This window comes from Microcoleus vaginatus FACHB-2002, from assembly GCF_040004035.1.
Classification (GTDB): domain Bacteria; phylum Cyanobacteriota; class Cyanobacteriia; order Cyanobacteriales; family Microcoleaceae; genus Microcoleus; species Microcoleus vaginatus_C.
Genome location: NZ_JAMPLN010000023.1, coordinates 13,607 through 39,565, shown reverse-complemented (window position 1 = coordinate 39,565; position 25,959 = coordinate 13,607). Strand labels below are relative to the sequence as shown.

At 46.1% G+C, this 25,959-nt stretch carries 27 protein-coding genes; 14 read left to right on the top strand and 13 right to left on the bottom strand.

The annotated features are described in order from the left end of the window. The first annotated feature begins 158 nt into the window (after positions 1–158). From NDI35_RS19360 to NDI35_RS19345, 4 genes are all read left to right on the top strand, one after another. A complete protein-coding gene (locus NDI35_RS19360; protein WP_445314149.1) occupies positions 159–1,106 on the top strand; it encodes an NAD(P)-dependent alcohol dehydrogenase in 948 nt (315 codons plus the stop codon). 927 nt (positions 1,107–2,033) lie between these two features. Beyond that, complete coding sequence (gene tatC, locus NDI35_RS19355; protein ID WP_445314203.1) at positions 2,034–2,777, top strand: twin-arginine translocase subunit TatC; 744 nt, start codon at positions 2,034–2,036, stop codon at positions 2,775–2,777. A 671-nt stretch (positions 2,778–3,448) separates the two neighbouring features. Next, on the top strand, positions 3,449–4,567 hold the full coding sequence (locus NDI35_RS19350) for a calcium-binding protein (RefSeq protein ID WP_445314148.1): 1,119 nt from the start codon (positions 3,449–3,451) through the stop codon (positions 4,565–4,567). A 216-nt stretch (positions 4,568–4,783) separates the two neighbouring features. Then, positions 4,784–5,572 (top strand): calcium-binding protein, encoded by a 789-nt coding sequence (locus NDI35_RS19345; protein ID WP_445314147.1) that lies wholly within the window; start codon positions 4,784–4,786, stop codon positions 5,570–5,572. Between the two features lie 201 nt (positions 5,573–5,773). Here NDI35_RS19345 and NDI35_RS19340 read toward each other — a convergent pair whose 3' ends face one another. Continuing rightward, positions 5,774–6,082: a carbon dioxide-concentrating mechanism protein CcmK gene (locus NDI35_RS19340; RefSeq protein WP_006631236.1), complete on the bottom strand. Its 309-nt coding sequence runs from the start codon at positions 6,080–6,082 to the stop codon at positions 5,774–5,776. A gap of 412 nt (positions 6,083–6,494) precedes the next feature. Then, on the bottom strand, positions 6,495–6,812 hold the full coding sequence (locus NDI35_RS19335; RefSeq protein WP_190661639.1) for a DUF3067 family protein: 318 nt from the start codon (positions 6,810–6,812) through the stop codon (positions 6,495–6,497). A gap of 218 nt (positions 6,813–7,030) precedes the next feature. On the opposite strand from NDI35_RS19335, the gene petC reads away from it, so the two are divergent. From petC to NDI35_RS19305, 6 genes are all read left to right on the top strand, one after another. Next, positions 7,031–7,573: a cytochrome b6-f complex iron-sulfur subunit gene (gene petC, locus NDI35_RS19330; protein ID WP_445314146.1), complete on the top strand. Its 543-nt coding sequence runs from the start codon at positions 7,031–7,033 to the stop codon at positions 7,571–7,573. A 165-nt stretch (positions 7,574–7,738) separates the two neighbouring features. Further along, complete coding sequence (petA, locus tag NDI35_RS19325) at positions 7,739–8,728, top strand: cytochrome f (protein WP_333099177.1); 990 nt, start codon at positions 7,739–7,741, stop codon at positions 8,726–8,728. A gap of 105 nt (positions 8,729–8,833) precedes the next feature. Further along, positions 8,834–9,685 (top strand): alpha/beta fold hydrolase, encoded by an 852-nt coding sequence (locus tag NDI35_RS19320; RefSeq protein WP_445314145.1) that lies wholly within the window; start codon positions 8,834–8,836, stop codon positions 9,683–9,685. 111 nt (positions 9,686–9,796) lie between these two features. Beyond that, the gene (gene psbQ / locus NDI35_RS19315; protein WP_445314144.1) at positions 9,797–10,240 is read left to right on the top strand and encodes a photosystem II protein PsbQ; all 444 of its coding nucleotides are present in this window, start codon (positions 9,797–9,799) and stop codon (positions 10,238–10,240) included. Positions 10,241–10,568: 328 nt separating this feature from the next. Beyond that, complete coding sequence (locus NDI35_RS19310; RefSeq protein WP_445314143.1) at positions 10,569–11,621, top strand: NAD(P)/FAD-dependent oxidoreductase; 1,053 nt, start codon at positions 10,569–10,571, stop codon at positions 11,619–11,621. A gap of 51 nt (positions 11,622–11,672) precedes the next feature. Continuing rightward, a complete protein-coding gene (locus tag NDI35_RS19305; RefSeq protein ID WP_333055292.1) occupies positions 11,673–12,155 on the top strand; it encodes a hypothetical protein in 483 nt (160 codons plus the stop codon). Between the two features lie 20 nt (positions 12,156–12,175). On the opposite strand, the gene NDI35_RS19300 is transcribed toward NDI35_RS19305, so the two are convergent. The 3 genes from NDI35_RS19300 to NDI35_RS19290 all read right to left on the bottom strand — a co-directional run bounded on the left by NDI35_RS19300 (position 12,176) and on the right by NDI35_RS19290 (position 16,289). Continuing rightward, positions 12,176–12,508: a hypothetical protein gene (locus tag NDI35_RS19300; protein ID WP_445314142.1), complete on the bottom strand. Its 333-nt coding sequence runs from the start codon at positions 12,506–12,508 to the stop codon at positions 12,176–12,178. A 447-nt stretch (positions 12,509–12,955) separates the two neighbouring features. Further along, positions 12,956–13,372, bottom strand: coding sequence for an NUDIX hydrolase (locus NDI35_RS19295; protein WP_333178339.1), 417 nt, complete (start codon positions 13,370–13,372; stop codon positions 12,956–12,958). Positions 13,373–13,652: 280 nt separating this feature from the next. Further along, positions 13,653–16,289, bottom strand: coding sequence for a M1 family aminopeptidase (locus NDI35_RS19290; RefSeq protein ID WP_445314141.1), 2,637 nt, complete (start codon positions 16,287–16,289; stop codon positions 13,653–13,655). Positions 16,290–16,513: 224 nt separating this feature from the next. Between NDI35_RS19290 and NDI35_RS19285 the strand changes: the two genes are divergently transcribed. Both NDI35_RS19285 and cas6 read left to right on the top strand, forming a co-directional pair. After that, positions 16,514–17,596: a class I fructose-bisphosphate aldolase gene (locus NDI35_RS19285; protein ID WP_445314140.1), complete on the top strand. Its 1,083-nt coding sequence runs from the start codon at positions 16,514–16,516 to the stop codon at positions 17,594–17,596. A 190-nt stretch (positions 17,597–17,786) separates the two neighbouring features. After that, on the top strand, positions 17,787–18,668 hold the full coding sequence (cas6, locus tag NDI35_RS19280) for a CRISPR-associated endoribonuclease Cas6 (RefSeq protein WP_445314139.1): 882 nt from the start codon (positions 17,787–17,789) through the stop codon (positions 18,666–18,668). Here the strand turns inward: cas6 and NDI35_RS19275 are convergent, their stop codons facing one another. Next, positions 18,669–18,995: an antibiotic biosynthesis monooxygenase gene (locus NDI35_RS19275; RefSeq protein WP_006631248.1), complete on the bottom strand. Its 327-nt coding sequence runs from the start codon at positions 18,993–18,995 to the stop codon at positions 18,669–18,671. It lies immediately after the preceding gene. Positions 18,996–19,424: 429 nt separating this feature from the next. Between NDI35_RS19275 and NDI35_RS19270 the strand changes: the two genes are divergently transcribed. Next, positions 19,425–19,892, top strand: coding sequence for a response regulator transcription factor (locus NDI35_RS19270; protein ID WP_445314138.1), 468 nt, complete (start codon positions 19,425–19,427; stop codon positions 19,890–19,892). Positions 19,893–19,992: 100 nt separating this feature from the next. Next, on the top strand, positions 19,993–20,286 hold the full coding sequence (locus NDI35_RS19265; RefSeq protein WP_242717336.1) for a DUF2103 domain-containing protein: 294 nt from the start codon (positions 19,993–19,995) through the stop codon (positions 20,284–20,286). Here the strand turns inward: NDI35_RS19265 and cpcF are convergent. From cpcF to cpcB, 7 genes are all read right to left on the bottom strand, one after another. Beyond that, positions 20,275–20,901 carry a C-phycocyanin alpha-cysteine-84 phycocyanobilin lyase subunit CpcF gene (cpcF, locus tag NDI35_RS19260; RefSeq protein WP_445314137.1) on the bottom strand — a complete coding sequence of 209 codons (627 nt, stop codon included), beginning with the start codon at positions 20,899–20,901 and terminating at the stop codon, positions 20,275–20,277. The two genes, NDI35_RS19265 and cpcF, sit on opposite strands and share 12 nt — an antisense overlap. A gap of 250 nt (positions 20,902–21,151) precedes the next feature. Then, positions 21,152–21,991 (bottom strand): C-phycocyanin alpha-cysteine-84 phycocyanobilin lyase subunit CpcE, encoded by an 840-nt coding sequence (gene cpcE, locus NDI35_RS19255; protein ID WP_445314136.1) that lies wholly within the window; start codon positions 21,989–21,991, stop codon positions 21,152–21,154. 226 nt (positions 21,992–22,217) lie between these two features. Then, a complete protein-coding gene (gene cpcD / locus NDI35_RS19250; RefSeq protein WP_445314135.1) occupies positions 22,218–22,526 on the bottom strand; it encodes a rod-capping linker protein CpcD in 309 nt (102 codons plus the stop codon). A 101-nt stretch (positions 22,527–22,627) separates the two neighbouring features. Then, positions 22,628–23,497, bottom strand: a complete 870-nt coding sequence (locus tag NDI35_RS19245; RefSeq protein ID WP_445314134.1) for a phycobilisome rod-core linker polypeptide — start codon at positions 23,495–23,497, stop codon at positions 22,628–22,630. A gap of 191 nt (positions 23,498–23,688) precedes the next feature. Then, on the bottom strand, positions 23,689–24,504 hold the full coding sequence (locus NDI35_RS19240) for a phycobilisome rod-core linker polypeptide (protein ID WP_445314133.1): 816 nt from the start codon (positions 24,502–24,504) through the stop codon (positions 23,689–23,691). A 149-nt stretch (positions 24,505–24,653) separates the two neighbouring features. Beyond that, positions 24,654–25,142, bottom strand: coding sequence for a C-phycocyanin subunit alpha (cpcA, locus tag NDI35_RS19235; RefSeq protein ID WP_006631256.1), 489 nt, complete (start codon positions 25,140–25,142; stop codon positions 24,654–24,656). A gap of 102 nt (positions 25,143–25,244) precedes the next feature. Beyond that, on the bottom strand, positions 25,245–25,763 hold the full coding sequence (gene cpcB, locus NDI35_RS19230) for a C-phycocyanin subunit beta (protein ID WP_333037001.1): 519 nt from the start codon (positions 25,761–25,763) through the stop codon (positions 25,245–25,247). Positions 25,764–25,959: the final 196 nt, after the last annotated feature.

The following is a 25,959-nucleotide window of genomic DNA, read 5'->3' as shown; positions in this document are numbered from 1 at the left end:
AACCCATTGCCTCACGCCTGCGCCCTGCCTGGAGGCCTCCAAGAGTCGATCGCCCGCTGCTACAAGGCTGGCTCAATTTACTGTGTCACATTAAGATCGAATGTGCTGTAATTGTAAAGGATTGAGTGTTTTATTGGAAATAAACCGGAAAATTTGCCATGAAAGCAGTTGCGTTCGATCGCTACGGTTCAGCCGAGGAATTGCAATACCGAGAGTTGGAAAAGCCGATCGCCAAATCCAACGAATTGTTACTGCGAGTTCGCGCTAGCAGCGTCAATCCCGTAGACTGGAAAATCCGGAAAGGACACCTGCAACTATTAACAGGATATAACTTTCCTCGAATAGTCGGTTCTGACATCTCTGGAGTTGTCGTGGAAGTCGGCCGAGAAGTCACCAAATTTCAACCCGGAGACGAAGTTTATACTTTCTTAAATCCCATGAGTGGGGGTGCTTGCGCCGAATACGCGGCCGTGCCAGAATCCGATGCGGCAATTAAACCGAAAAACATCACTCATGCAGAAGCAGCAGCAGTACCTATCGCAGGTTTAACTGCTTTGCAATCGCTCAGGGATTTGGGTCAAATTCAAGCAGGAAATAAAGTATTGATTAACGGCGCTTCCGGCGGAGTCGGCACTTTTTCCGTGCAATTTGCGAAAGCAATGAATGCGGAAGTAACGGGAGTTTGCAGTGCTAAAAATAGAGAATTGGTCAAGAGTTTGGGAGCCGATTTTGTCCTGGATTACGAAGAAATTGACTTTACTCAACAAACCGATAAATATGATATAATTTTAGATGCTGTCGGGACAAGAACATTTGCTGAATGCGAAAAAGTGCTGCAAGCAGAGGGAATTTATATATCGACTTTGCCAAGTTTCGAGAACCTGGCACCGATGTTAACGAGCTGGTTTATATCGGATAAAAAAGCTAAATTCATTCTAGCCAATGCCAACCCCAGCGATTTAGGGGCTTTGCGGGAGTTAATAGAATCCGATAAAGTTGAGCCGATTGTCGATCGCACTTACAGCTTAGCAGAAGTAGCAGCAGCCCACGCTTACAGCGAAACCGGCCGCGCGATCGGCAAAATTGCGATCGTGATTGACACTTAAAAAAACTATGTTTGACCGACACGACTCAGACATTATATGTGTTACGTGGCAAGAGTTCACCAAAAAATGCGCGGTTGGAGTTAAAGTTAAAAGGGATCTCGGGCTTAACTCAATACGCTTGGGTTAAGCCCGATCCCCCCTAACCCCCCTTAAAAAGGGAGGGACAAGAGTGATCTCAAAGTCCCCCTTCTTAAGGGGGATTTTCGGGAAATAAACAGTGTCAACCCAACCGTATTGGAACTTAACCCGGAAACTCGATTTTTGCACTCACCTAGCTCCAAGACTAATAAACGTAAAACTTAAATAAAATCACAAATACCTATGACTGTGCCCTCAGACTTGGAGAGATCCGAACAAGATTCCGACAACAACCTCAAACAAGTTATCCCGGAAAATAGCATTGCACCAATCGCCGATGATTTCGTGGGTGTCAGTAAATTAGAAGACGAAGAAGTTAGCCCGGAAAATAGCATTGCACCAATCGCCGATGATTCAGTTGATGTCAGCAACTTAAAAGGTGAAGAAGTTAGCCCGGAAAATAGCATTACACCAATCGCCGATGATTTAGTTGATGTCAGCAACTTAGAAGGTGAAGAAGTTAGCCCGGAAAATAGCATTGCACCAATCGCCGATGATTCCGTGGGTGTCAGTAAATTAGAAGACGAAGAAGTTAGCCCGGAAAATAGCATTGCACCAATCGCCGATGATTCAGTTGATGTCAGCAACTTAGAAGGTGAAGAAGTTAGTGCGGAAAATAGCATTGCACCAATCGCCGATGATTCAGTTGATGTCAGCAACTTAGAAGGTGAAGAAGTTATCCCGGAAAATAGCATTGCACCAATCGCCGATGATTCAGTTGATGTCAGCAACTTAGAAGGTGAAGAAGTTATCCCGGAAAACAGCATTGCACCAATCGCCGGCGGTGCGATGGGTTCCCGCAACTTAGAAAACGAATTTCTCGACGAACTTCCCGACGAAGTTGAAATGTCTTTGTTCGAGCATTTAGAAGAATTGCGTCTGCGAATTTTCTACTCGCTAATTGCAGTAGTAATCGCTGTAATCGGTTGTTTTTTAACAGTTAAGCCCATCGTGCAACTGTTAGAAGTACCGGCCGGGCCAGTGAAGTTTCTGCAACTAGCTCCGGGCGAGTATTTCTTTGTTTCTATCGAAGTAGCCGGATACAGCGGTTTGCTCCTCGCCAGTCCGTTTATTTTTTACCAGATAGCGCTGTTTGTTCTTCCCGGTTTGACTCGGAAAGAACGCAGGTTGCTGGGACCGGTGTTTTTCGGTTCGAGTTTCCTATTTTTGGGCGGGCTAGTCTTTGCTTACATCGCTCTGATTCCGGCGGCGCTCAACTTCTTTGTTACCTATGGAGCGGATGTTGTAGAGCAGTTGTGGTCGATCGACAAATACTTTAAATTTGTGCTGCTGTTAATGTTCAGCACTGGCTTAGCTTTTCAAATCCCGATCGTCCAAGTATTGCTCGGCGTTTTGGGCATAGTTTCTTCTAACCAAATGCTCTCCGGCTGGCGGTATGTAGTTTTGGGAGCGGCAGTTTTGGGAGCGGTGTTAACGCCTTCTACTGACCCTTTAACGCAAAGTCTTTTAGGAGGTGCGGTGCTGAGCTTGTATTTTGGCGGGGTTGGTTTGGTGAAGCTTTTAGGGCGGTGAGAATTAAGAATAGCAGACAATGTAAAAGTTACCCAACATCTGAATTTTAAATTTGTCTGCTATTTTTAGCCGAGATTGGGATTGTTGTCAACTTTTCTTAAAAACATCGCTTCAGCTATTTTGAGGGCGAATTCCCTATTTACTTAAGTAAGCTTATAAACATTGTGTAAAGCTAAGCTTCTCAGCTATTGCAGTAAGTTGATTGTTTTATCTGATAATCTTTGCTGATTTAGTGCCTTTTTGGTAATTATTTTAAAGGAAATATAAATAACACATTAGAAATGTTTATACCTAGCTGTCTGGGGTCAAGGCTGTGAGCCTTAATTGACACTATTCTTTAGGCGATCGGGCTGGCAATCATAAGTTATTTTAATAAATAAGTTTTTCAGGTTTACATTAAGATTTGAAACGAGCCACTCCTGAGTATTTCGATCGACAGATAACATAGAAATACAGTGAAATTACTGAAGAATAATGTAAAACCTCAGCAAGAGAGTCAAGCTGGGTCGCTGAAGTTGAGCTAGCTCTTTTGAGTTTCCTGGCTGCCTAAGATAGGAGGCTTGTTGGTTTTTTGGGTGGATTTTTTAGTAAATTCACTTGAAAAATCCACACTGTAGATTCTTACCTTTTTGACGGTTTCAGTTTCTTAATATCCATAGGAAATTAAATACATGGTAACATTCGCTAGAACAATCAAGGGCACTTCAGGCCCTGACTACTTATCCGGCCCTGATCCTTACACTTTTAGCAACGACTTTCTTGATGGTTTGGCTGGCAATGACACTCTCGATGGTGGTATTGGCAGTGATAGTCTCGATGGTGGAAGTGAAGATGACCTACTCTATGGTGGAAGGCAAGATTTTAATTCCGATTTTAATACTCTGCTTGGTGGACTTGGCAATGACAGTCTCTATGGAGGCTCAGGTTATGACTTGCTCGACGGCGGAGCAGGCAATGATTATGTGCTTGGTGACTACACTGGCGATTCAAATAATCCAAACAGTAACGATGACACGCTCTACGGTGGAGAAGGAAATGACTATCTTGATGGTAAAGATCATCGTGACATTCTATATGGCGGAGGTGGCAACGATCAACTCTACGGCGGCTTCTTGAACGATTTGCTCAATGGCGACGATGGCGATGACACTCTGTCTGATGGCAGTGGTATCTATGGTTATCGTGGTACCAAAGCAAACAACGGCAACGACACTCTCAACGGCGGCAGGGGTAATGACTATCTTGATGGCGGGGCTGACAACGACTTTCTTGATGGCGGGGCTGGCAACGACTCCATTAATGGCGGGGATGGCATCGACACAGTATCGTACAGCGATGCAGGAACTGGCGTCTATCTCCAGTTGGGGCCAGTCGGTGACGCGTCTGGGTTAGGTCGGGCTTCCGACGGGTTCGGTGGCGTAGACTCGCTCTCCGGCCTGGAAGTAGCGATCGGTTCTAGGTATAACGATACTCTGCTTGGCGGATACGGCAACGAAATGTTGATTGGCGGGGGGGGCGACGACTTATTGTTTGGCTTGAGCGGTGATGACTATCTGGTTGGTGGCACGGGGGCTGACAAGTTTAGGCTTTGGATGAGTTCGGGAATAGATACTGTTGCTGACTTCAAACAAGGTGAAGATAAACTTTTGGTACGTTCTCGCGCTCCGTTTACAGACATAATTTCTCAGTTTAATGGTTCAGATACCGAGATTCGTCAAAATGGCCAAATCATCGGAATTCTGAAGGGAGTTCAAATCACAATCACCGCCAGTGATTTGATTACTGGGTGATTATATTATCTGCGTCGAACTGCGTTTATCTGCGGTTAAGAGTTCCAAGTTATTCTGCCTGCTGCTTCGGCAAAATATACCGCAGATAGACACAAGATAGGAGACTTGTTGGTTTTTTGGGTGGATTTTTTAGTAAGTTCATTTGAAAAATCCACACTGTAGATTTTTACCTTTTTGACGGTTTCAGTTTCTTAATCTCAATAGGAAATTAAATATATGGCAACAACAACTGGCACTTCGGGCCCTGACTATCTCTATGGCGGGCATGACGATGACGTGCTCTATGGCGGGGGTGGCAATGACATGCTTGATGGCGACGATGGCAATGACTTGCTCTATGGCGGGGTTGACGATGACATGCTCTATGGTTACTTTGGCAATGACTTGCTCTATGGCGGGGATGGCAATGACTCTCTTAATGGTCAGAGTGGCAATGACTTGCTCGATGGCGGGGCTAACGACGACCTTATAGTTGGCGGGGCTGATAATGACTTGCTCTATGGCGGGGATGGCATCGACACAGCATTTTACAACCGTTCTGCAGGAACTGGCATCTATCTCCAGTTGGGGGCTGTCGGTGACGGGTCTGGGTTAGGTCGGGCTTCCGACGGGCAGGGTGGCATAGACTCGCTCTCCGGCTTCGAAGTAGCGATCGGTTCTATGTATAACGATACTCTCCTTGGTGGATACGGCAGCGAAACGTTGATTGGCTCGTGGGGCGACGACTTGTTGTTTGGCTTGAGCGGTGATGACTATCTGGTTGGTGGCTGGGGATCTGACAAGTTTAGGCTTTGGAGCAGTTCGGGAATAGATACTGTTGCTGACTTCAAACAAGGTGAAGATAAACTTTTGGTACGTTCTCGTGCTCCGTTTACAGACATAACTTCTAAGTATTTGAGTAATGGTTTAGATATCGATACCGGGATTTTTCAGAATGGCCAAATCATCGGAATTCTGGAGGGAGTTCAGATCACTATCACCGCCAGTGATTTGATTACTGGGTGATTGTATTATCTGCGTCGAACTGCGTTTATCTGCGGTTAAGAATTCCATATTATTCTGCCTGCTGCTCCGGCAAAATATACCGCAGATAAACACAGCACAAAAATATATCGACTCGCCATAAAAATATAGAGACGCGATCGCCCGCGCCTCTATAATTACCAAAAGTTAAAATTCAACACCAAAGTTTTGTCAAAACTTTGACTACATTCGGAACTGTTCTACTTCGGGAGTATAGCCGATCGGCAAAACGTAATCCAGATTCTCGTGGGGACGAGCAATTATATGATACGATAGCAACTTTCCGCCATCGACCTTTTTAACTGATTCAATTCCAGCAGCAACGGCTGCTTGCACTTCAGAAACATCTCCTCGCACTATAATTGTCCAGTAGGCGCGGGTTATTTTCTCATAGCGAACTAAAGTAACACGGGCTGCTTTCACCATTGAGTCCGCAACTTCTACTGCAGCGGGAAATCCTAAGACTTCAACCATTCCCAGTGCAACACCCATTACAACATTCTCCTAAATTTCACAAGATATCTGACCTTCATTGTATGTGAAATTGTTGACAGAAATTGGTTCCGATGATTTTGGTAAGCTAGAAGTCCGATCGCCCAAAATTAAAAAAGCCCCTAAAAAAGCCCCAGAAACTGTTGCGGCATTTAAATCCCACAGTTGGCGGCGCGCAGCAAAGCCCGCCACACAAGACTTTGAATCAAAACACCCGTGCAAATTAGATGCGCCACAGCTTAGTTTCTCACAAGCGGCAAGTCGTATGACAAGCTCGCCGATCGATTTTCGGGACTTTGGGCTCAACTAATCCAGCCGCGGCGCGACACAAAACTTTAGGGAACTCGCCCAGATCCCGGCTGTGGAGTCAATCTAATATCTAAAATCTAAAATCTAAAATCGACTGACTGATTCAAAACTCGTCTAGCAACCACTCCGAGGCTCTTTCACCCAAATCTAGGGGAACGCTGACAGCTTTACCCAAGCGGGGGCGATCGCGAGTAGTTACGATATATTCTCTAACCTGTTCCGTGCTGCCCCAGCCGTTGAGGTAATTGGCCACCGCATCCAAATGCTCGAAATAATCAGCCTCCGTCATCGGAAAAGATGCCTGTTCTAAATATTTCCACATAACTTGCACAAAAATCTTGCCCCGTGTTCGCCGCAATCTGATATCGTAAGACTTTCCCCATTTTTCTAGCAGTAGCTGGTGTAAATCCTTGCCCGTCATGGTTGCTCCTGAGTTAATCCATTAAACAATAAAAGACAAAGTTCAAAAAATGTAATAATACTCTAATAAAGGCTGGAAGGCGCATTCTTAAAAGGAATTTTCGCGGCCTAAAATTTGTGCGAGCAGATTAACGGCAATTATCCTCCTTCCTCTGCACGTACAGGTTCGCTAACAGCTAACAAACAAACAAACGTAACTTAAAACCGTAAAGGCAGGTCATGGCTCAATCTTCTGCTGGAAATCCCGATGTTCCCGATATGGGGCGTCGCCAATTTATGAATTTGCTGACGTTCGGTACAGTCACAGGTGTTGCACTGGGCGCACTCTATCCCGTTGTCCAATATTTTGTTCCTCCGGCGAGTGGGGCAGTTGGCGGCGGAGTGACAGCTAAAGATGCTTTGGGTAACGACATCATCGTTAGTCAATATTTGGCTTCGCACCCGGCGGGCGATCGCACCTTAGCCCAAGGTCTCAAAGGCGACCCCACTTATCTTGTGGTGAAAGAAGACCAATCAATCGCCGACTACGGCATCAATGCAGTCTGCACTCACTTGGGTTGCGTCGTGCCTTGGAATGTTAGCGAAAACAAGTTTATCTGTCCTTGTCACGGTTCTCAATACAACAATGAGGGCAAAGTGGTACGCGGCCCAGCGCCTTTGTCTCTGGCCCTGGCCCACGCCACTGTCGCAGATGACAAGATCGCTTTGACCCCTTGGAAAGAAACAGATTTCCGCACCGGCGAAGAACCTTGGTGGTCTTAAACTATTTTGGATTTTAGATTTGAGATTTTAGATAGGGGGTGAATGGTGAAAACCACTGATAATTGCATCCCTAAAGCAGTCTCACAATCCAAAATCCAAAATCCAAAATCCAAAATCCAAAATCCAAAATCCAAAATTGTCTGACCTTTGAGATTGAATACTCTAATGCCACAAACTAATTTATCTGCGATATTTCGCCGCAGTGCCAGGACGATCGCGAAAACAGCCTTAATTGCGATCGCAGCCACAGCATTTTTCCTCACCAGCGACATCGCACTTCCCCAAGCAGCATTTGCTTACCCTTTCTGGGCTCAGCAAACTGCACCCGCTACTCCCCGCGAAGCAACAGGCCGGATTGTTTGCGCTAACTGTCACCTCGGTGCAAAACCGACTGAAGTTGAAGTACCGCAATCTGTTTTGCCAGATACGGTGTTTGAAGCTATTGTCAAAGTTCCCTACGATACTAACGTTCAACAAGTTGGCGGCGACGGCAGCAAAAGCGGCTTGAATGTAGGCGCTGTAGTGATGTTGCCCGAGGGTTTCAAAATTGCTCCCGCTGACAGAATTCCCGAAGAAATGAAGGAAAAAGTCGGCGATCTTTACTTCCAACCTTACAGCGAAACCCAAGAAAATATTGTTTTAGTGGGTCCAGTACCGGGAGAACAGTATAAAGAATTGGTATTCCCAGTTTTGTCGCCGAATCCAGAAACTGACAAGTCCGTTCACTACGGCAAATACCAAATTTATGTTGGTGGCAACCGCGGTCGCGGTCAGGTTTATCCTACTGGCGAAAAGAGCAATAATACTGTTTACAATGCTTCGGTAGCTGGCACCATTTCTAAGATTGCTCAACCTGAAGATGGCGGTTATCAAGTGACAATTCAACCTGCCGAAGGTGCAGCGGTTGTTGATACGATTCCCGCAGGCCCAGAACTGATTGTTTCCGAAGGACAAACAGTTGCAGCAGGCGAACTTTTGACGAACAATCCTAATGTGGGCGGCTTCGGTCAAAAAGACGTGGAGATTGTGCTGCAAAGTGCAGGTCGAGTTAAAGGATTGATGGCTTTCGTGGCTATAACCATGCTGGCTCAAATCATGCTGGTTCTCAAGAAGAAACAGGTCGAAAAAGTTCAAGCTGCTGAAATGAATTTCTAAACGCGGCTGTAATTAGTTGGGTAAGGTGTTCTATGCACACCCAACTATTAGGTAAGTAGGGCGGGTATTCCCCGCCTTATTCTTTGATAAATAACCAGTAAAATAATGTTAATTGATGAGAAGATAGTTGAAGTAGGCCCGCTGAAATGGTTTTATCGGGAAACAAATCCGGTTAACGAAACTGGTAAACCGCCCGTACTGCTGCTGCACGGTTTGCCGTCCCAGAGTTTTACCTGGACTGTAATGATGCCGGATTTGGCGGCACAGGGATTTAGATCGATCGCCCCAGATTGGGTGGGTTACGGGCGATCGACAAAACCCGACAAGCGCGACTTTGCCTACACTCCCGATGCTTTTGTTGACGCCCTCGCTGGCTTTATTCAAGCTATAGAATTAGAGCGCTTTTCCCTCGTTGTCCAAGGATTTTTAGCTTCAGCCGGCATTCAATACGCTTTACGCAATCCCGATAAAATTGAGCGTTTAGCCATCATCAATACACCAGTTTCAGCAGATATCAAATTGCCTTGGAAAATGCAGCAGTTGGGGCTGCCTTTTATTGGCGACATGATGACGCAAGACCCGCTTTTGGTTGACAGAACTCTCGAAGGTGGCAGCCGCCAGACAATCTCAGATAAGGATTTAGATGTTTACCGCCGCCCGTTTTTGAAGAGTTCGGATGCAGGTCGATCGCTGATGAATACAGTCCGCAATATTCAATTGCCGCAATCAATGGCCGAAATTGAATCCGGCTTGAAAGGATGGACTCGACCAACTTTATTTGTCTGGGGTTTGACAGATCCTTGGCTGAGTGTTGAACCAGTTCAAAAGCTAGTGGGTTCCCTGCAAAATGCAGAGTTAGTTACACTGGAAGAAGCGGGGCATTATCCTCAAGAACATTGGTCAGAAAAAGTTGGCAATGCTGTGATCACTTTTCTGCGCCGCCAGGAGGTAAAATAATATTTTGTACATAACTCTCGGTGCTAGGTCAGTGAACCAGCTCCTCGCCGAGCTGCATTCCCAGGCAGAGCCTGAGAACGAGAAATCTAAAATCTAAAATCTAAAATCGATATGACTCGTCCCCGTTCAATTTTTGCCTTGATGATGGCGTTTTTGATGGCATTTCTGGTTAGTTGCAGCAGTGTCGAAGCCAAAGTTCCAACGACTTACACAGCAGCCCAGACCCAGCAAATTCAGCGCTATGTTCCTACTCTGACAGAGTTCCGATCGCGCATGGATAAACTGGGAACCTTAATTCAAAAACAAAATTGGGTTGATACCAGAACTTACATTCACGGGCCTCTAGGCGACTTGCGGAACACCATGAAAACCGTCTCTGCGAGTTTGTTGCCTAGTTCTCAACAACAAGCTGCTGATTTAACTAAGAGTTTGTTTACCGATTTGGTTAACATTGATCTTGCTGCTAAAGAGCTTGACTATGCAAAAGTCACGGCCAGCTATCAAAAAGCTGTCAAGGATTTCGATACCTTTTTGCAGCTAATTCCTAAAGCTTAATAGCTTTAGGGGTTTGTAGGCTTGGCAATTGATGGGTGTCAAATTAAGACTGAAACCCATAATAAATATCGCTTGTAGTCGAGTCTAGATCCCCCCTAACCCCCCTTAGTAAGGGGGGGACAAGAGTATTCAAAGTCCACCTAAAAAAGGGGGGCAGAGCATTCAAAGTCCCCCTTATTAAGGGGGATTTAGGGGGATCGAGACTTCGAGACAAACTATAAAAACAGAGGATTTTACTGTTAATTTGACACGCTTTGCGCTCAGAACCATACGAAAAACTTCTATAAAATTTAAAATCTAAAATCTAAAATCTAAAATCTAAAATTGAATGATTCGCGTTGCAATTATTGGTTGCGGTATTGTTGGGGCTTCGATCGCCTTTGAACTAAGTCAATTTCCAGAACTGAAAGTTACTGTGTTCGACAAACAGCCGCCGGCACAAGGTTCTACTGGCGCTGCACTCGGTGTTTTGATGGGAGTTATCAGCCACAAAACTAAGGGCAGAAATTGGCAGTTGAGGGAAACCAGCCTTCAGCGCTACGAGACTTTGATTCCTGAATTGGAAGCAGTTACGGGGCGAAAAATTCCTTTTAACAAACAAGGGATTTTAATGCTTTGTTCGGAGGGAGAGGATTTAATTAAGTGGGAAAATTTGATAGCAACTCGCCGTTCTCAAGGTTGGCAATTGGAACTTTGGGATGTGGAACGAGTGCGAGATCGCTGCCCTCATCTCTCTTTAAACGATCGCATTATTGCTGCGATTTATTCGCCTCAAGACCGGCAAGTCGATCCGACGGCGCTAACTTTGGCTTTGATTGATGCTGCTGAACGAAATGGGGTGATTTTTGAGTTTGGCGTGCCCGTTGAAGCAGCGGAGATTGCTGCTAGTTTGGAGTTCGATCGACTAATTGTGTGCGCTGGTTTGGGTTCTGCTGCTGTAACTGCATCGTTAAATCAGTTGGTTGACATTCGCCCGGTGTTGGGACAAGCGCTGCATTTGCGATCGGCCAATCCTTTAGGAAACCCAGATTTTAGCCCAGTAATTACTTGCGATGACGTTCACATTGTGCCTGTGGGAAATCAGGAATTTTGGGTGGGGGCGACGGTGGAGTTTTCCGAAAATGGCGGGGAAATTCAGGCGAATGCTGATATGTTGGCGCAAGTGATGGCAAGGGCGAGATCACTTTGTCCGGGCTTAGCAGAAGCTGAAATCATCAGGAAATGGTCGGGATTGCGCCCGCGTCCGGAAGGACGACCGGCACCAATTATCGAGACGCTTCCCGGTAACGATCGCGTTTTCATCGCCAGCGGCCACTATCGCAACGGTGTTCTGCTGGCCCCTGCAACAGCGCGATCGATTCGAGAAATGATTTTGCAATAATTAACAAATGTTAATACAATCAAGATAGCCATTCATATCTTACATTTAAATATGTCGGACAAACCTTTAGGTAAACCGCGCTCTTTGTGGCGAGTAATTTTGCTGTCGGGAGTCAGCTTGCTGCTATATTACGGATGGTATAAATGGATTATTCAAGAAGAATTGCGTCGCTATAACGGCAGCGGTTGGTCGGGAACTCTTTGCTTGCTTCCCTTTGTTTTAGGAGTAGCCGTCCCCCAAGCTTTGCGGATATTCGATCCTGACGTTCCCGGATGGTTTGGTTGGTTTTCCTTGCTAGGTATTGCTTGGATTTACATCGTGCAGTTCAAACTTTACAAGACAGTTAACGAATTGTACCGCCAAGAAGGAATCAAAGAACCGCTAACAGTTTGGTGGATTTTTGTACCTGGTTTAAATTTAGTTGTCGGCTTGCGGCAAATTCACTTTTTGAGCCAGTTTTGGGCGAGAAAACAGGGAATTGAAGTTAAGGATAACTTAGCCGAAAGTATTCCTTTCCTCTCAGCTAACGCCTAAATACATTAAGCTCCAATCGCTTAGCGCTGTGAGTAAATTTCTTCTATAAGCAGGTCACGCAGTTCATCCGCAATGTCCGTGGGAGGGTTGCCTGCCAGGGCGCGTCCAATCAGCCGTTCTGCTTCCCGGAGTTGGGTACACTCAATGGCAAGTACGGCGGCGCTCCGATGCAGTATAGAACGAGTAGGCTCAAAATCCCATTCGTTTGCTACTAAATCCGCTGCCGCCCGTTCTTTCGCAAAGGCGGCTCTGGTGAGTGCAGTCACTTGGTCGATATCACCGCACTGACGGGCGAGAACGGCTCGATCGACCAGTTCCATTGCTTCGTGATGGAGGGCTTCTACGGTCTGCATTTTTTGACGATCCCTGCTTTGGGAGTACCGAACTCAATTACAGATACATAGCCAGGATCTACGTCATCTGAAGGGCGGATTTGTTCTAATTTGATGTTAACTCTGGCTTGAATAATGTTGTCAGAACCTTTACGAATCCCGGAGACTTCTAAGCGAGCTTTACGCTGAAATAGCGTGCCTGGATCTTCGAGCGAACCAAGCCAAAAGTCAAAGCCTAAGCCTTTACCTTTGACGAGCCTGGACGTTCTGGCTTGTTCTCGCGCAGATCATTCAGGGAGAGAATTTTAAGTGGGTTAAGGTTGGTCATCTGAGGAGATGGCTCCGGGCGATCGCATCTCCAGAATCATAAAGCATATAGTCTTCAGTCATTTTGTTCTTTTAGCGAGTTCACCCGAATTTATGGTTGAAAACCAAAGTCTTGGTAAACCTGCCCTTACCGATAACTCTTCACCAGAACCTATTCTGCAAATCCGCAAGAATGAGTTTGAGTTCCGGTTCGTTAACCCGCTTAATTGCTTTAGGAATACTTACCCACTGGCGCTTTCTCTTGCTAGCTTCCGGCCAAATTTCTAGAACTGCTTGCACTTGCATTAAAAATACCCCTACCTGACAAATATACCCAGACTTTTGATACTCGTAAGTTCCCAGCAAATCCGGGAACACTTTACCCAACAAACCTGCTTCTTCCCAAGCTTCCTTGGCGGCGGAATCTTGGGGAGTCATGTCAGGTTCAATTAATCCTTTGGGAATCACCCAGCGCTTGCTAGCCGAAGAAGTAATCAACATTACTTCAATTTCTCCCTCTTGAATGCGGTAGGGAATTACCCCCGATTGCTCAACCAGTAAAGCGCTTTTTATACTCATGATTTCTGCAATATTTGTGGCTACCAAAGCTGCTGTAACCTCATGAACGGTTTACAAGTAAAAAATAAAAATAGCATCCTGATTCTCGACCCTTCCCAAGTTGAGACAGCAATAAAGTGGATAATAAGCATATTGGGCTTTTCCCGTCTGTCGAAAATAGGAAATTCCCCTGCACTCCCACTGAACAATAATATTATTATAATAACTGCGCGAAATCCTCTACCGACAAGCAGATAAAAGCCGATCGCCAATATCTGCCTTTATCTGCGTTGGTAGGATTTTACACCGAATCTTTCTTCGCCTTAGCCTCCAAATTTTCCATCCGACTCCTCAAATCTTGATTCTCCTTTTTCACCTGGTCTAATTCCTCCCGCAACTGCTTTACCGCTGCATCAGAACCAGCATTTTTCTGCACTCTTTGCACAGCTTCATCAGCCATGCGACGAACGCGGCCATCGGGAGTTTGGTCAGCTAAAGAACGCAAAATGCGAATGGCTTTGCGAGTTTGCATTTGTCCTAATCCCACAACTACAGAGACTTGAGTCAAGAAAAACGTCTCTTTAGATAATTCTGCCAATCGCTGCAAAATCCGTTCTAAATTGACTTTGGTTTGACCAGTAGAAATTGTGCCCAAAGCTCGAATTGCAGCCAAGCGCAAAGCTTGCGGAGTACCGACGGCTGTGTATTTCAAAATTAAATTCAGCGCATCTTCAGAAGTTTTCATCTGCGCCAAACCTGCGATCGCACCCGATCGCACTACCTCATTCCAGCCCTGACGCTCTTTCAGCACCAATTTTAACTCTTTCAGTACCTGTTCGTCGGTCGGTTTTTCGTCGGGGTTAGCCCCTGCAATGGCACCCATAGCACTCGCTGCTGCTGCTTCTACGTAATAGCTGTCGTCGCCTTTTTCGACGATCGATCTCAGCGCTTTATAAGTTTCGTGAGTTTGGATTTTACCCAGCGCATTCACCACAGCGCGACGAACACGAGCATCTTTATCTTTTAAACCACTTACTAAACCTTCAAAAACTTGGTCGAGTTTAATTTCAACTAAGTGACCGGCCACTTCTGCCCGTACTGCCCAGAACGGCTCTTTCTTGAGAACTTCTGACAGCGTTTTCACCGCTTCAAGCCCTCCCTTTTTCGCCAAAGCTTGGGCAGCGTAAATCCGGGAAACAGGGTCTGGATCGAACTGCAACTGAGCTTTGAGTTCCGCAATTCCATACTCTAAGACAACAGTTTTTAAGTATTTATTGCCGACATCAAAACTGATAAATGCAGGCTTCTCTTCGAGGGGAAAATAGAAGCTTTGCTCGCGCTCATGCACTCGGACTGTGAAAGTTTTTAGGTTTGGGTTTGAACGTACCCAACTGTCATCGTCTGCTTCTTTTTCCGGCTTGTAACCGAAGCCTATGGGAATTTTTAGGTCAAAGACCTCTTTGCTGTTGCCGTTGCCATTTTTGCTATCTTTTACCTGAGTTTGGGTGACAGTAACTTTTGCTAACTTGCTGTCACCATCCCAGGAATAACCAACCTTATAATCTGGATGACCGCCGCGATAAACGTACTGGTCAAACAAAAACATGAGATTGCGACCAGTAGCCTTTTCTATAGCCCTGAGCAAATCAATCGTTTCTACAGTTTTGTGAGCGTTATCCCGCACAAAAGTGTGAATTGCTTTGTAAAATAATTCGTCGCCCAACTCGGCGCGAATCATGTGATAAACGCAAGCACCTTTTTCGTACAAATGGCGATCGTACAATTCAATGGCTTCGCGGTAAACGTGAGTAACCATCGGGCGGCGGTAGCGGGAACTATCTTCAGCTAAATAATTGCGGGCTTCATTTAACATATAGTAAGCCGCGTCTTCTTTGCCGTATTCTTTGTCAGTCCACAGCACCTCGGAATAAGAAGCCATGCCTTCTTTTATCCAAGCATGAGACCAATGTTTAATTACTACTAAATCACCGAACCACTGGTGAGCTAATTCGTGGGCAACTAAGCTTTCAGTACCTCGATTGTCGAGGGTAGCGCGTTCGTCTAACAAGCACCTATCTGTTAGCAAAGTTGTGGAAGTGTTTTCCATACCGCCGAAGATGAAATCATCGACGCAGACTTGAGCATATTTGGGAAAAGGGTAAGGGTAGCCAAATGCTTGAGAGAAGAATTCAATCATTTGAGGCGTTTTGCCCATGCTGCGCTTAGCGTCTGCTTCGCGGCTTCTTTCCACGTAATAATTAACTGGTTTGCCGTTCCATTCGTCTTTAATTTCAGCAAAATCTCCGACTGCTAAGGTCATTAAGTACGTCGGGTGTACCTGGGTTTGCGACCAGTGATAAATTTTATCGTCGCCTTCGTTTTTTGTACTAATTAATTCGCCGTTGGAAATAGCAAAGAGTTGTCTCGGAACTTGCACTCGAATTTCCGAAGTTGCCAACTGTCCGGGATAGTCGAAACAGGGAAACCAGAAACGGGAATCTTCGTCTTCGCCTTGAGTCCAAACTTGTGTTGGTTTGTCTGGATAGTGTTTGTCCGGGCCGACGAAATAGAGGCCGCGCTGGGGTTTTTCTACCGAGTATTCGATCGCAATTGTAATTGGTTGGTAAGCTTCTGTTGGTTCGTGTAGTTGAATTTGCAGCACTTCGCCATCGCTGTCGAAATTTTGCTCACTTTCGCCGACTTTTACTGATTTAATATTCAGGTTTACAGCATCTAAGGTTAATTTGTCAATACCGCTGCGGACTGGATTGATGCGGATGCTACAAGTGCCACGAAAGCTTTGTTTGGGAATATTCAGCACTAAGTCGAGGAAAATGTGTTCTACTTGACCGGGGCGATCGGGATTGTAATGCGGCCGAGCACCGGGCATCTCGAAGGATTTGTGACCGTTTTCAGAATCGAAGTAAGTGTGTGACATTGTGATGGCAAAGTTGTGAGTCGATCGGCGATCGCTGGCAGCGCAGATCCGGCTGAACTGCCAGCTTATTATAGAGTAGCGCGTCCTAGTTGCTGTTGTCGCTAACTTGTTAAAAACTGGGTCGAGCGTTGACGGGATGGAAAATATGATTTTTTCGCTACAATATCAGCAAGGTTAATGTCCGCAATCATCAGCCTGCAATTGAAATTGAGAGGGAAATCTGTATGACAGCTACACTATCAGTTCCCAGTTCGATCGAATCTTGGCTTGGCGACGAAGCCGAAGACTTGCTCACTCATCAAGCAAAAATTTCTAAAGATTTGTTGCACCTGCCGGGGCCGGATTGGGTCGATCGCATTTTTGCTCAAACCGATCGATCTCCCCAAGTTTTGCGATCGCTTCAGCAACTCTATTCTAGCGGACGCTTGGCAAATACCGGCTATTTATCCATCCTGCCAGTAGACCAAGGAATCGAACACTCGGCGGCCGCTTCTTTTGCACCGAATCCCATCTATTTTGACAGCGAAAATATCATTAAACTAGCAATTTCGGCTGGCTGCAATGCTGTCGCGACAACGCTGGGAGTTTTGGGAAGCGTATCTCGCAAATACGCGCATAAAATCCCTTTTATTGTCAAGCTCAATCACAACGAGTTGCTAACTTATCCCAATCAATTCGACCAAATAATGTTTGCGACCGTCGAGCAAGCTTGGAATTTGGGAGCGGTTGCAGTGGGAGCAACAATTTATTTTGGTTCGCCGGAATCGACGCGACAAATCCAAGAAGTCAGTCAGGCTTTTGCTCACGCTCACGAATACGGAATGGCGACAATTTTGTGGTGCTATCTCCGCAACGATATCTTTAAACAAGATAAAGATTATCACGTTGCAGCCGATTTAACCGGGCAAGCAAATCACTTGGGAGTAACAATTCAAGCTGACATTATCAAGCAGAAATTGCCAGAGTGCAATAACGGTTACGAAGCTGTGGCTAAAGCTAGCGGCCACAGTTACGGCAAAACCGACAAGCGCGTTTATTCGGATTTGACAACGGATCACCCGATCGATCTAACTCGCTATCAAGTGCTCAACTGTTATGCGGGAAGGATGGGTTTAATTAACTCCGGCGGTGCTTCCGGGAAAAGCGATTTTGCAGAAGCAATTCGCACGGCGGTAATCAACAAGCGCGCTGGCGGCTGCGGCTTAATTTCCGGCCGCAAAACTTTTCAGCGTCCTTTTGAAGAAGGCGTAAAATTGTTCCACGCCATTCAAGATGTTTATTTGTCGCCAGAAATCTCGATCGCCTAAAAATTTACCGCACAGAGATTGGGATCAATATCACAACCTAAACGTAGGTGTGCACGACCCAGAAATCTTCGTAAACGTAGGGTGCACACTTTGCACCTTACGTGATTAAAATTCCTTAATCTAAGTTGCAACTTAGCTGTAGTATTAATACTAGCTGAACATATATACAGACACAGTATATAATTTAAAAATGCCCCACAGCCTTGTTTTAAACCTGCTGCCAGTTGCACCAATTCCATCCCAGTTTTTAACGGGGCGACATCTCCACGCTTTGTTTTTGAACCTTGTGAGTGCTGTAGACAGCGATTTGAGCGCGTACCTGCACGACCAATCTCATGAAAAAGCTTTCACTTTAAGCCCTTTTCAAGTAAGCAGAAAAGAGGCTTACAAAAGCAGCACCCCCCAGCCACAGAAGAGAGTTTTGCCTCCTGCTTCCCGCACAATATCTCCGGCTGTACAGTGGGAACACAAGCAAGCAATTCAGGAAAATACGCCGATTTGGTGGCGAATTTCTCTGCTGGATGACGGTTTGTTCGATCGCCTAACTCAACTTTGGCAGCAACTTAATTTCGAGATCCCTTGGCATCTCGGCCCGACAAATATATATATTACTAATATTTTGAGCGAACCGCAATCAAACCAGCCGTGGGTAAACTTTTGTAGTTACGCCGAATTGTTCGATAGAGCTTCGGAAACTGAGCGCCAAATAGCTTTTAGTTTTTGCACTCCTACTAATTTTCGGCAAGGTGTATACGATAGTGCTATGCCCACTCGTGAAAGTATTTTCGGCAGTTTAGCGAATCGCTGGAACAAGTACAGCACGATTGCGATCGAACCTACTTTCACAGAAGCTATTTTTCCCAGTTTCTTCGATATCCGAACAGAAGTTTGTACAGATTCTCGCAGTAAATTTATTGGCTGCGTCGGCGATATTAGTTACCGAATTATGGGAGATATAGCTCCTGCTACTATCAAGCAAATTAACACTTTAGCAGATTTTGCGCTTTACAGCGGAGTCGGGCGAAAAACGCCGATGGGCATGGGAATGACCCGCCGGTTGCAGGTTTTTTAATTATTCACTTTTGGGCTGAATTTCACTGACGATTTCATAAACATTGGTGTCGGGTATTTTCGCAAACAAAGGCGTCATCTGCTTCAATATTTCCTGATAAGCTTCGCTTTGATTGGCTGCCATATCTTCTACGCTTTCCCAAAAAATGATAGCAATACCTTTGTCTGTATTGGGCAATTGCAGCAGGTATGCTCCCTTAAAACCTGTGGCATAAGTTGCCACGGCTTTTTCAAAAAGTTGTTCTGCAGCTTCAAATTTTCCTGGTTTAAATTCGCCAATAGCAACGTAGGCAAACTGATGTCGGAGAAAGTCTAGAAATTCTGACATATCTTTTTCCTCACTCAATAGCGATACAGCAAGTTACATTTTACCCGATCGCCCGAAATTTGTGAACTTCACAGGTTGGAGTTTCGCGCTTAGCTCATCGGCGGATTTATTAATTACACGTAACTGCGATCGCCACTCAAATAGAAACTTTTTGAGTCAGGCGGCTGGAATCTTGATTAAATAAACTATGGAATCGCTGATTTTAGACGTTCCACAATCCTAGGTACCCCGGAGCGACTTCTACCGCTAGTACACAAGGTAAAGCTGCTGATAACTCATGTATTGTGTATAACTGCGACCATCCACAAAGCCGTAAAAATTTGCCAGTCAAAAGTGGTTTTTTGCAATAACCCTATTGAATTTTTTAAAACTAATTTGTAACAATGATAACAGAGACATACAAACAAAGTAAAGAGCCTGTTCAAACAAATGAAAAAAATATTAGTAATTGAAGACGATCACTTAATCCGCGAAACGGTATTAGAACTTCTGCAATCGCGCGGTTTTGAAGCTGTCGGTGCCGAAAATGGAAAAGTTGGTATCCAGTTAGCTGCCCAAATTCCCGATTTAATTTTGTCTGATGTCATGATGCCGGAACTCGACGGTTTAGAAGTATTCGCAGCCGTGCGATCGCACCCTGCAACCGCCAGCATTCCGTTTATTTTTATGACAGCCTCCGAAATGGAAAAAGCCCTGGAACTCAAAGCAGACGGCTATCTCAAGAAACCTTGCAGCCTCGCAGAAATGCTCGCGGCAATCAAAACTCAACTAGAAAAACCGACAGTTGCCCACCCACAACATCAAAAAGTACAGGACAATTCTGCACCATCAAATCTTAGCTTGCGCGCCAGGAATCAAAAATCTCGGTTTGAGATTGCCTCGGTTTGCTGGCAATGACGCTCACAGTAACGTTATTGATACAGAAGTTGAGGGAATTTGAAATTGGTTCCAGCCAGGGGTGGCTTAGACTGGGTATGTTGAATTTGGTTAAATATTTATGAACGCACAACCCAAAGGCCGCCTAGTTTGGAATCACTCTACCCACCTTCCCGGTTTGATACCAATTTTAGAGCGCCTCACCCTAAAAATCGGCATTCAAACAGTCACTCCGGGCGTCATCAACAAAGTTAAAGGACACATCCCCCGCATGACATTAAGAGTGTCAGTACCCATCCGCGGGGGATTTAAAATCATCGCCAGACAGGGCAAAACCGTACAAGAAGTCTTTATATTAACCACTCTCAGTCAAGGGGACTTGGAAGAGACTATCGCCCAAACCCTACCCAAGTGACAATTTTTCCTTAGCAAGCAAAGCCCGAGCCCTAACAGAAGTAGTTTCATCGCTTTGGGTGATTTCCTCAAGTCGGGCCGAAACTTCGGCTAACCAATCCGGTTTAACAGTCGCAGCACCCGCCAAAGCTTGCAAACCCCCCGCTGCTGCGTAGCGCACCACCCATTCTGGATCTCGGGACGCTTGCAGTAGCGTTTTCACAGTGCGAAGTTGAGCATCTGCAATTTGTTCTGCCGGCATCAATTCCCAGCAAATCGTCCCCAAACCCCTAGCCGCGGCCCGCCGCACACTCAAAGCAAAGTCATTCGCCGCTGCATCAAGCAAAATCTCCAAACCCCTGGGGTCGCCAATTCCCGCCAAAGCCCGAACAGCCCAAGCTCTCGCCCCGTAATTGTAGCCGTCAAGCTGTTCTAGAAGCGGCAGCACCGCAGGTTCTCCGAGCTGAATTAGCCCATCAACGGCGGCAACAGCGGCGCCTGGGTTGTTGTAACCGAGCACTGTAATTAAGGTAGGAATTGCTTGTTTTGAGGAAGCTGCAGCCAGTGCTTTGACTGCGTTTAACAAGCCTTCGGAAGAATCTGCTTGTTCGACAGCCTGAATTAGTTCTAATGCCATTTATTTGTAAGCTTTACCGTGACTATTGTAATTGTAGGTTGGGTCGATCGCGCGATCGAACTTTTTGCCACCTCACCCACCAACATTCTCATCAAAATAGGTAGGGAAACAGCAGTGCTGTGTCCTGCCTAAAATACCGATATGCCGTAAGGAAACAGCACTGCTGTGTGCTGAATATACTGTGTCCTAAATATACGGCAGACAATTGAGAATCTCTACAGCAATCCTATTGTAGTTGTGAACTAATTTTTTAAAGTAAACTATCCATTAAGTTCATAACTTCGATAGCTTCATCTGACAAAGATAGTGATTCTTGTTGAGTGAGGTGATGCTCCAAAACTCCTTTGAGCGCAATCAATTTGAGGCTATTTTCTGCTAAAGTTTCAGAAATAGCTTGCGCTCCCGGCAAATAGCCGATCGCCCCCAAGTCCATCAAAGCCGATCGTCTCAACTGCAAATTATCTCCATTCAAAGCACTTACCAACCGCTCTCCGTAAACCCGCTCACCAGTTAGCTGATACATCGCCCGCGCCGCAGCGTACTGCACTCGCTCCACAGAATGTTCTAAAAAAGGTGAAATTAGCGGTATTGCTTCTGTCGCTTGCAGCGTTCCCAAAGCTTCAATTACCGAGTCGTAAGGTTGCACGAGGTGCGATTTTCCTGGCACTCGCACAGCCACAGCTACGCCCCCATCCAATAGCTTCATTAGCGGCCCAATAGAATCGATCTCGCCCAGCATTTCTAGAGCTTGAGCCGCCGCTTCTCGCACGTAATAATCCGCGCATTCCAAACAGCGAATCAGAGCCGGTAAGGCTTGTTTGTCGCCCAATTTACCCAGGGCCCGCGCCGCATTTCTTAATAAGGAATAGTCACCAATTTTTGTTTGTTCTGACTCTTCTTCTAATGCGGCAATTAAAGCTGCAATAGCTGCCGGTTCCTTGACTCGAAATCTACCAATCCACCAAGCAGCATAATACCGGAGACTGTAATCTTGGGAGTGCAAATTTGCGATCGCCTGTTCAACAGTTAAAGACTCGCCCTCAGCTACACCCGCCGGCGGTGAGTCGGATTCGTAATAATTCATAGTCATTAGTTATTAGTTATTAGTTATTAGTTATTCGGCTATTTAAATCGCTGCTATCCAGCAATGGTTAGGGAAACTTGGCGATTAAAATCGCTACTAAACAGACAAAACCCGCCTGCGCGGGTTACATTAACTCTTAGTCCGCTTGGAGTGGACTTTGTTTGTCTAGGAGCGATTTTCATCGCCCCTTCTAGCTTGTGCCGGAGCGATTTTCATCGCCCCTCCCAGCAAACTATTGGTGATCACCCGATGATTCATGGGATGATTCATGCGATGATTCATGCGATGATTCATGCGATGATTCTGCACCCGCGTTTAAAGGATGAATGCTGACAATTTTCCCGCCCATGCGAGTAATCCGCTGCATTTCTTGATTCATCCGATTGTAAGGCACGGTGATAAATGTACTCGCGCTCGATCGAATCGAATAATCCACATTATCTGTTTCATCGCTTTGGCGCAAGCCGACAACTTCATACCGAAAGCAGCGACCAGCCGAAGCTGTATTGCCACTTTTTCCAGCTACAATTTGACCCAACATAAGCTTCTTGGTAATTGGTAATTCTGACTGTTGACTGTTAACTGTTGACTGTTGACTGTTGACTAAAAGCTAGTAACTGCCAACTGCCAACTGCCAACTGACTAAATTGGAGTAATGCTGGCGATTTTTCCGCCCAGGCGTTGAAACTTCTGAATTTGCGAGGACAAATCCTCAACAGGTACGATGAAAGCTTTGCTGCTGCGGCGCACGCTGGGATAGCCGCCCGTGCGAATGCCTGACACTTCCACGCGCAATAGCCGCCCTTCTTTGCCGTAAGCTGCAGCGCCGCCGAAAGTGCTGCTGGGAGTTACGTTTCTGGCAGAAGGCCGATATGCCCAACCTTCGTTACCGCCAGAAGGCCCAACTACAGCCGTAGCGCTGTTAGTGCCGAGTTCGACAGCTAAGCGAGAGTTATTGCCTTCTAGTTGAGATGTATCGCTGTTTGCATAGCCGCGATACAAGCGGAACATCCGGGTAAAACCGACGGTTTTTTGACCACGCTGGGTGTTGAAGCCGCGGTAGTAAGGCACGATACTTTCGCCAAAGTTTTCTTGATACTCTACTGAATCGATGTAAGAATCAATATCCGCGTCGTAGCCTTGTGTTTGGTACAAATCTAAGTGCTCAACTACTTCAGATTCGTCGTAGGGAGCGCGACCGAGCAAGTGTTTGTAGTTTAGTTCGATCGTCCGAGTTTGGAAGCTGTTGTAGAAAAACTTGGTTTTGTACAGTTCTGACTTAGCTACAGCCCGTACAAATTCTCGTACAGTCAAACTGCCGTCCCGCAGCAAAGACTCGGAACTTGTAAGTCGCTCGGATTTCATTAAATAGTCGTTGCCCAGTACCTGACGGTAAACCGCACGAATCACAGTTTCAACGTCGTCTTTGGTGTAGTTTGGGCGCAGTTCTACCTTCGGCGCATCGCTCAATGCGGATGTTCCCAGTCTGGACGCTGCTGTCGTAATCGCCACCAGATTTTCTCCTAAATTATTAATGACAAAAGTTTAATGCTTGGTTGCACTTGAAATTTTTAGGACTAAGGATAATATGCCTCAAAGTAGGGTGTGCACTGCACACCTTACCTCTACACATAAAATTGAAGAATTTTTTAGCCTTAGTCCTAATTTGCTAAAGACGTTTCAAAAAAACGTCTTTACAAACTTTAAGCTGTGGTAATACTTACCACTTTGCCGCCACATTTGTTGATTTGCTGCAAGCGACTCGAAAGTTGCTCGTAAGGCACGAGATATTCGGTAGTTGTCCGCCGCACTTGAGGCGAAAACTTAGCCGCACCTTGCATTGCAGTGACTCGGTAGAGTTGGCCGCGAGAACCGCCGGAAGTCCCGCCAAGGGCTTTTCCGGTGGAGGCTGTGTGTATCGGCGAAGCCATATTTCTCGCTACTTCCCAAGTCAGGCGGGCTTGGGTTTGGTTTTGGGCGCGATCGCTAGAAGCAAAACCCCGGTACAGTTGAAACATCCGGTTAAAACCGACGGTTTTTTGACCTCTTTGAGTCGCAAAACCGCGATAGTAAGGCACTACACTGTCGCCAAAATTTTCTTGATACTCAACTGAGTCAATGTAAGAATTGATTTCAGCTTCGTAGCCTTCTGCATTGTACAAATCAACGTGGAAAGCAATTTCCGACTCGTCGTAAGGAGCGCGGCCCAACAAATGCTTATAATTAAGCTCAATTAACCGCGTTTGCGAGTTCGGATAAAAAAACTTTTTCCGATAGGTTTCCGAATGTGCAATTGACCGCACAAAATCTTTCACTGAAATCTGCCCTTGCAGCAGCAGAGATTCAGCACTGGTAAGTCGTTCGCTCGACATTAAATACTCGTTGCCAAAAACTTGGCTGTAAGCAGCGCGAATTACTGCTTTCGCATCGTCTTGCGTCCAGTGGGGGCGCAGTTCTACTCGTCCCGCTTCTTCAAATGCTTTTATTCCCAACCGTTCTGCTGCACCTAATCCCGCCATCTTCGCTTCTCCCTTTTTTGCTTTAAAAACTGAAAACTGCTTAAAAAAAGTATTTGCAAAACTAGGCTTAGATCGCAGATGCCCGGAATTCTAAACAACCGCTAACACTTAAGCTAACAGCAGCTTACAATTCCGGGCATCACGCAAATCTAGCTTAGAGCGTTGATTGCGTAGTCGATGTAGGAATTCGCTTCAGTTGCAGCGTCGCCACTCAGACCGTGGTTGCCTTTGATGTACTTGAGAGCTTCCACGTACCAGCTAGGAGACAATTCAAATGTCCGGTTGATTTCGTCAACACCTGCAATCAGGTACTCGTCCATCGGACCGGTGCCGCCTGCAACTAAGCAGTAGGTTACCATCCGCAGGTAGTAGCCGATGTCGCGAGAGCACTTGGCTTTACCGGTTGGGGTAGAAGCGTAGTTAGGGCCTTGCATTTGTTGGGTGTACGGGAATTTGTTGTACACAGCTTGAGCTGCACCGTCGATCAAGCGCTGAGAGTTGGCGGTCAAAGCTTTGGCTGCTTCCAAACCTGCTGCTGCTTGGCGGAAACGTCCGAATGCTACTTGCAGTTCAGTGCTGCTCAGGAAACGGCCTTGAGAATCGGCTGCGGTTACTGCTTCAGTCAAAGGGGTTTTCATTGTTCTGGTTTCTCCCTAATGTTGTGTTGTTTTTGTACAAAAATGATTGTTTGCAAAAATGCGATGCTCGCTTCTTTACAAGAAAGGTTCGCTTGGCTATTTTTAGCCGACTGCATTAGCTGCGCGGTCGAAGTAGCTGCCGATTTCAGACATCAGCGAGCTGCAATCACCACGGGTAACACCGTTGGGGTCGTTAGCGATCGCGATTGCTGCTTCCTTCATTTTTTGCACGCCGGCTGCAACTGAGCCACCGGGAACTCCCAGAGCTTGGTATGTTTCACGCAGACCGTTCAAGCAGCGGTCGTCCAAAACGCTGGCGTCGCCTGCAAATGTTGCATAGGTGACGTAGCGCAAGATGATTTCCATATCGCGCAAGCAAGCTGCCATGCGGCGGTTGGTGTACGCATTGCCACCAGGAGCGATCAGTTGAGGCTGTTCGGCGAACAGGGTGCGAGCTGCATTGGCTACGATGCTGGATGCGTTACCGGTGATGCGGTTTACTGCGTCAATCCGCTTGTTAGCGTCGGAAACCATGCTGCTGAGAGCATCGAGTTGGCCCTGAGCTAGAAATTCGCCCCGAGCGTCAGATTGGGAAACCACTTTTGTAAATGCGTCAAACATGAAAGAACTCTCCTACTTGAGTTAATTGAGTTTGGTTGCGGTATAAAACCGTTAAGTTAAATTTGTTCAGGCTACGAGTGCCTGCAAGGGTTGAAATTGGATGCCAGCTAATCTGCTGCTTCCATCGATCTCTCCCTTTCCGCTACCTGCACTATTGTTACATTGCAACGGACGTTTAAGAAACCTTAGAAAATTT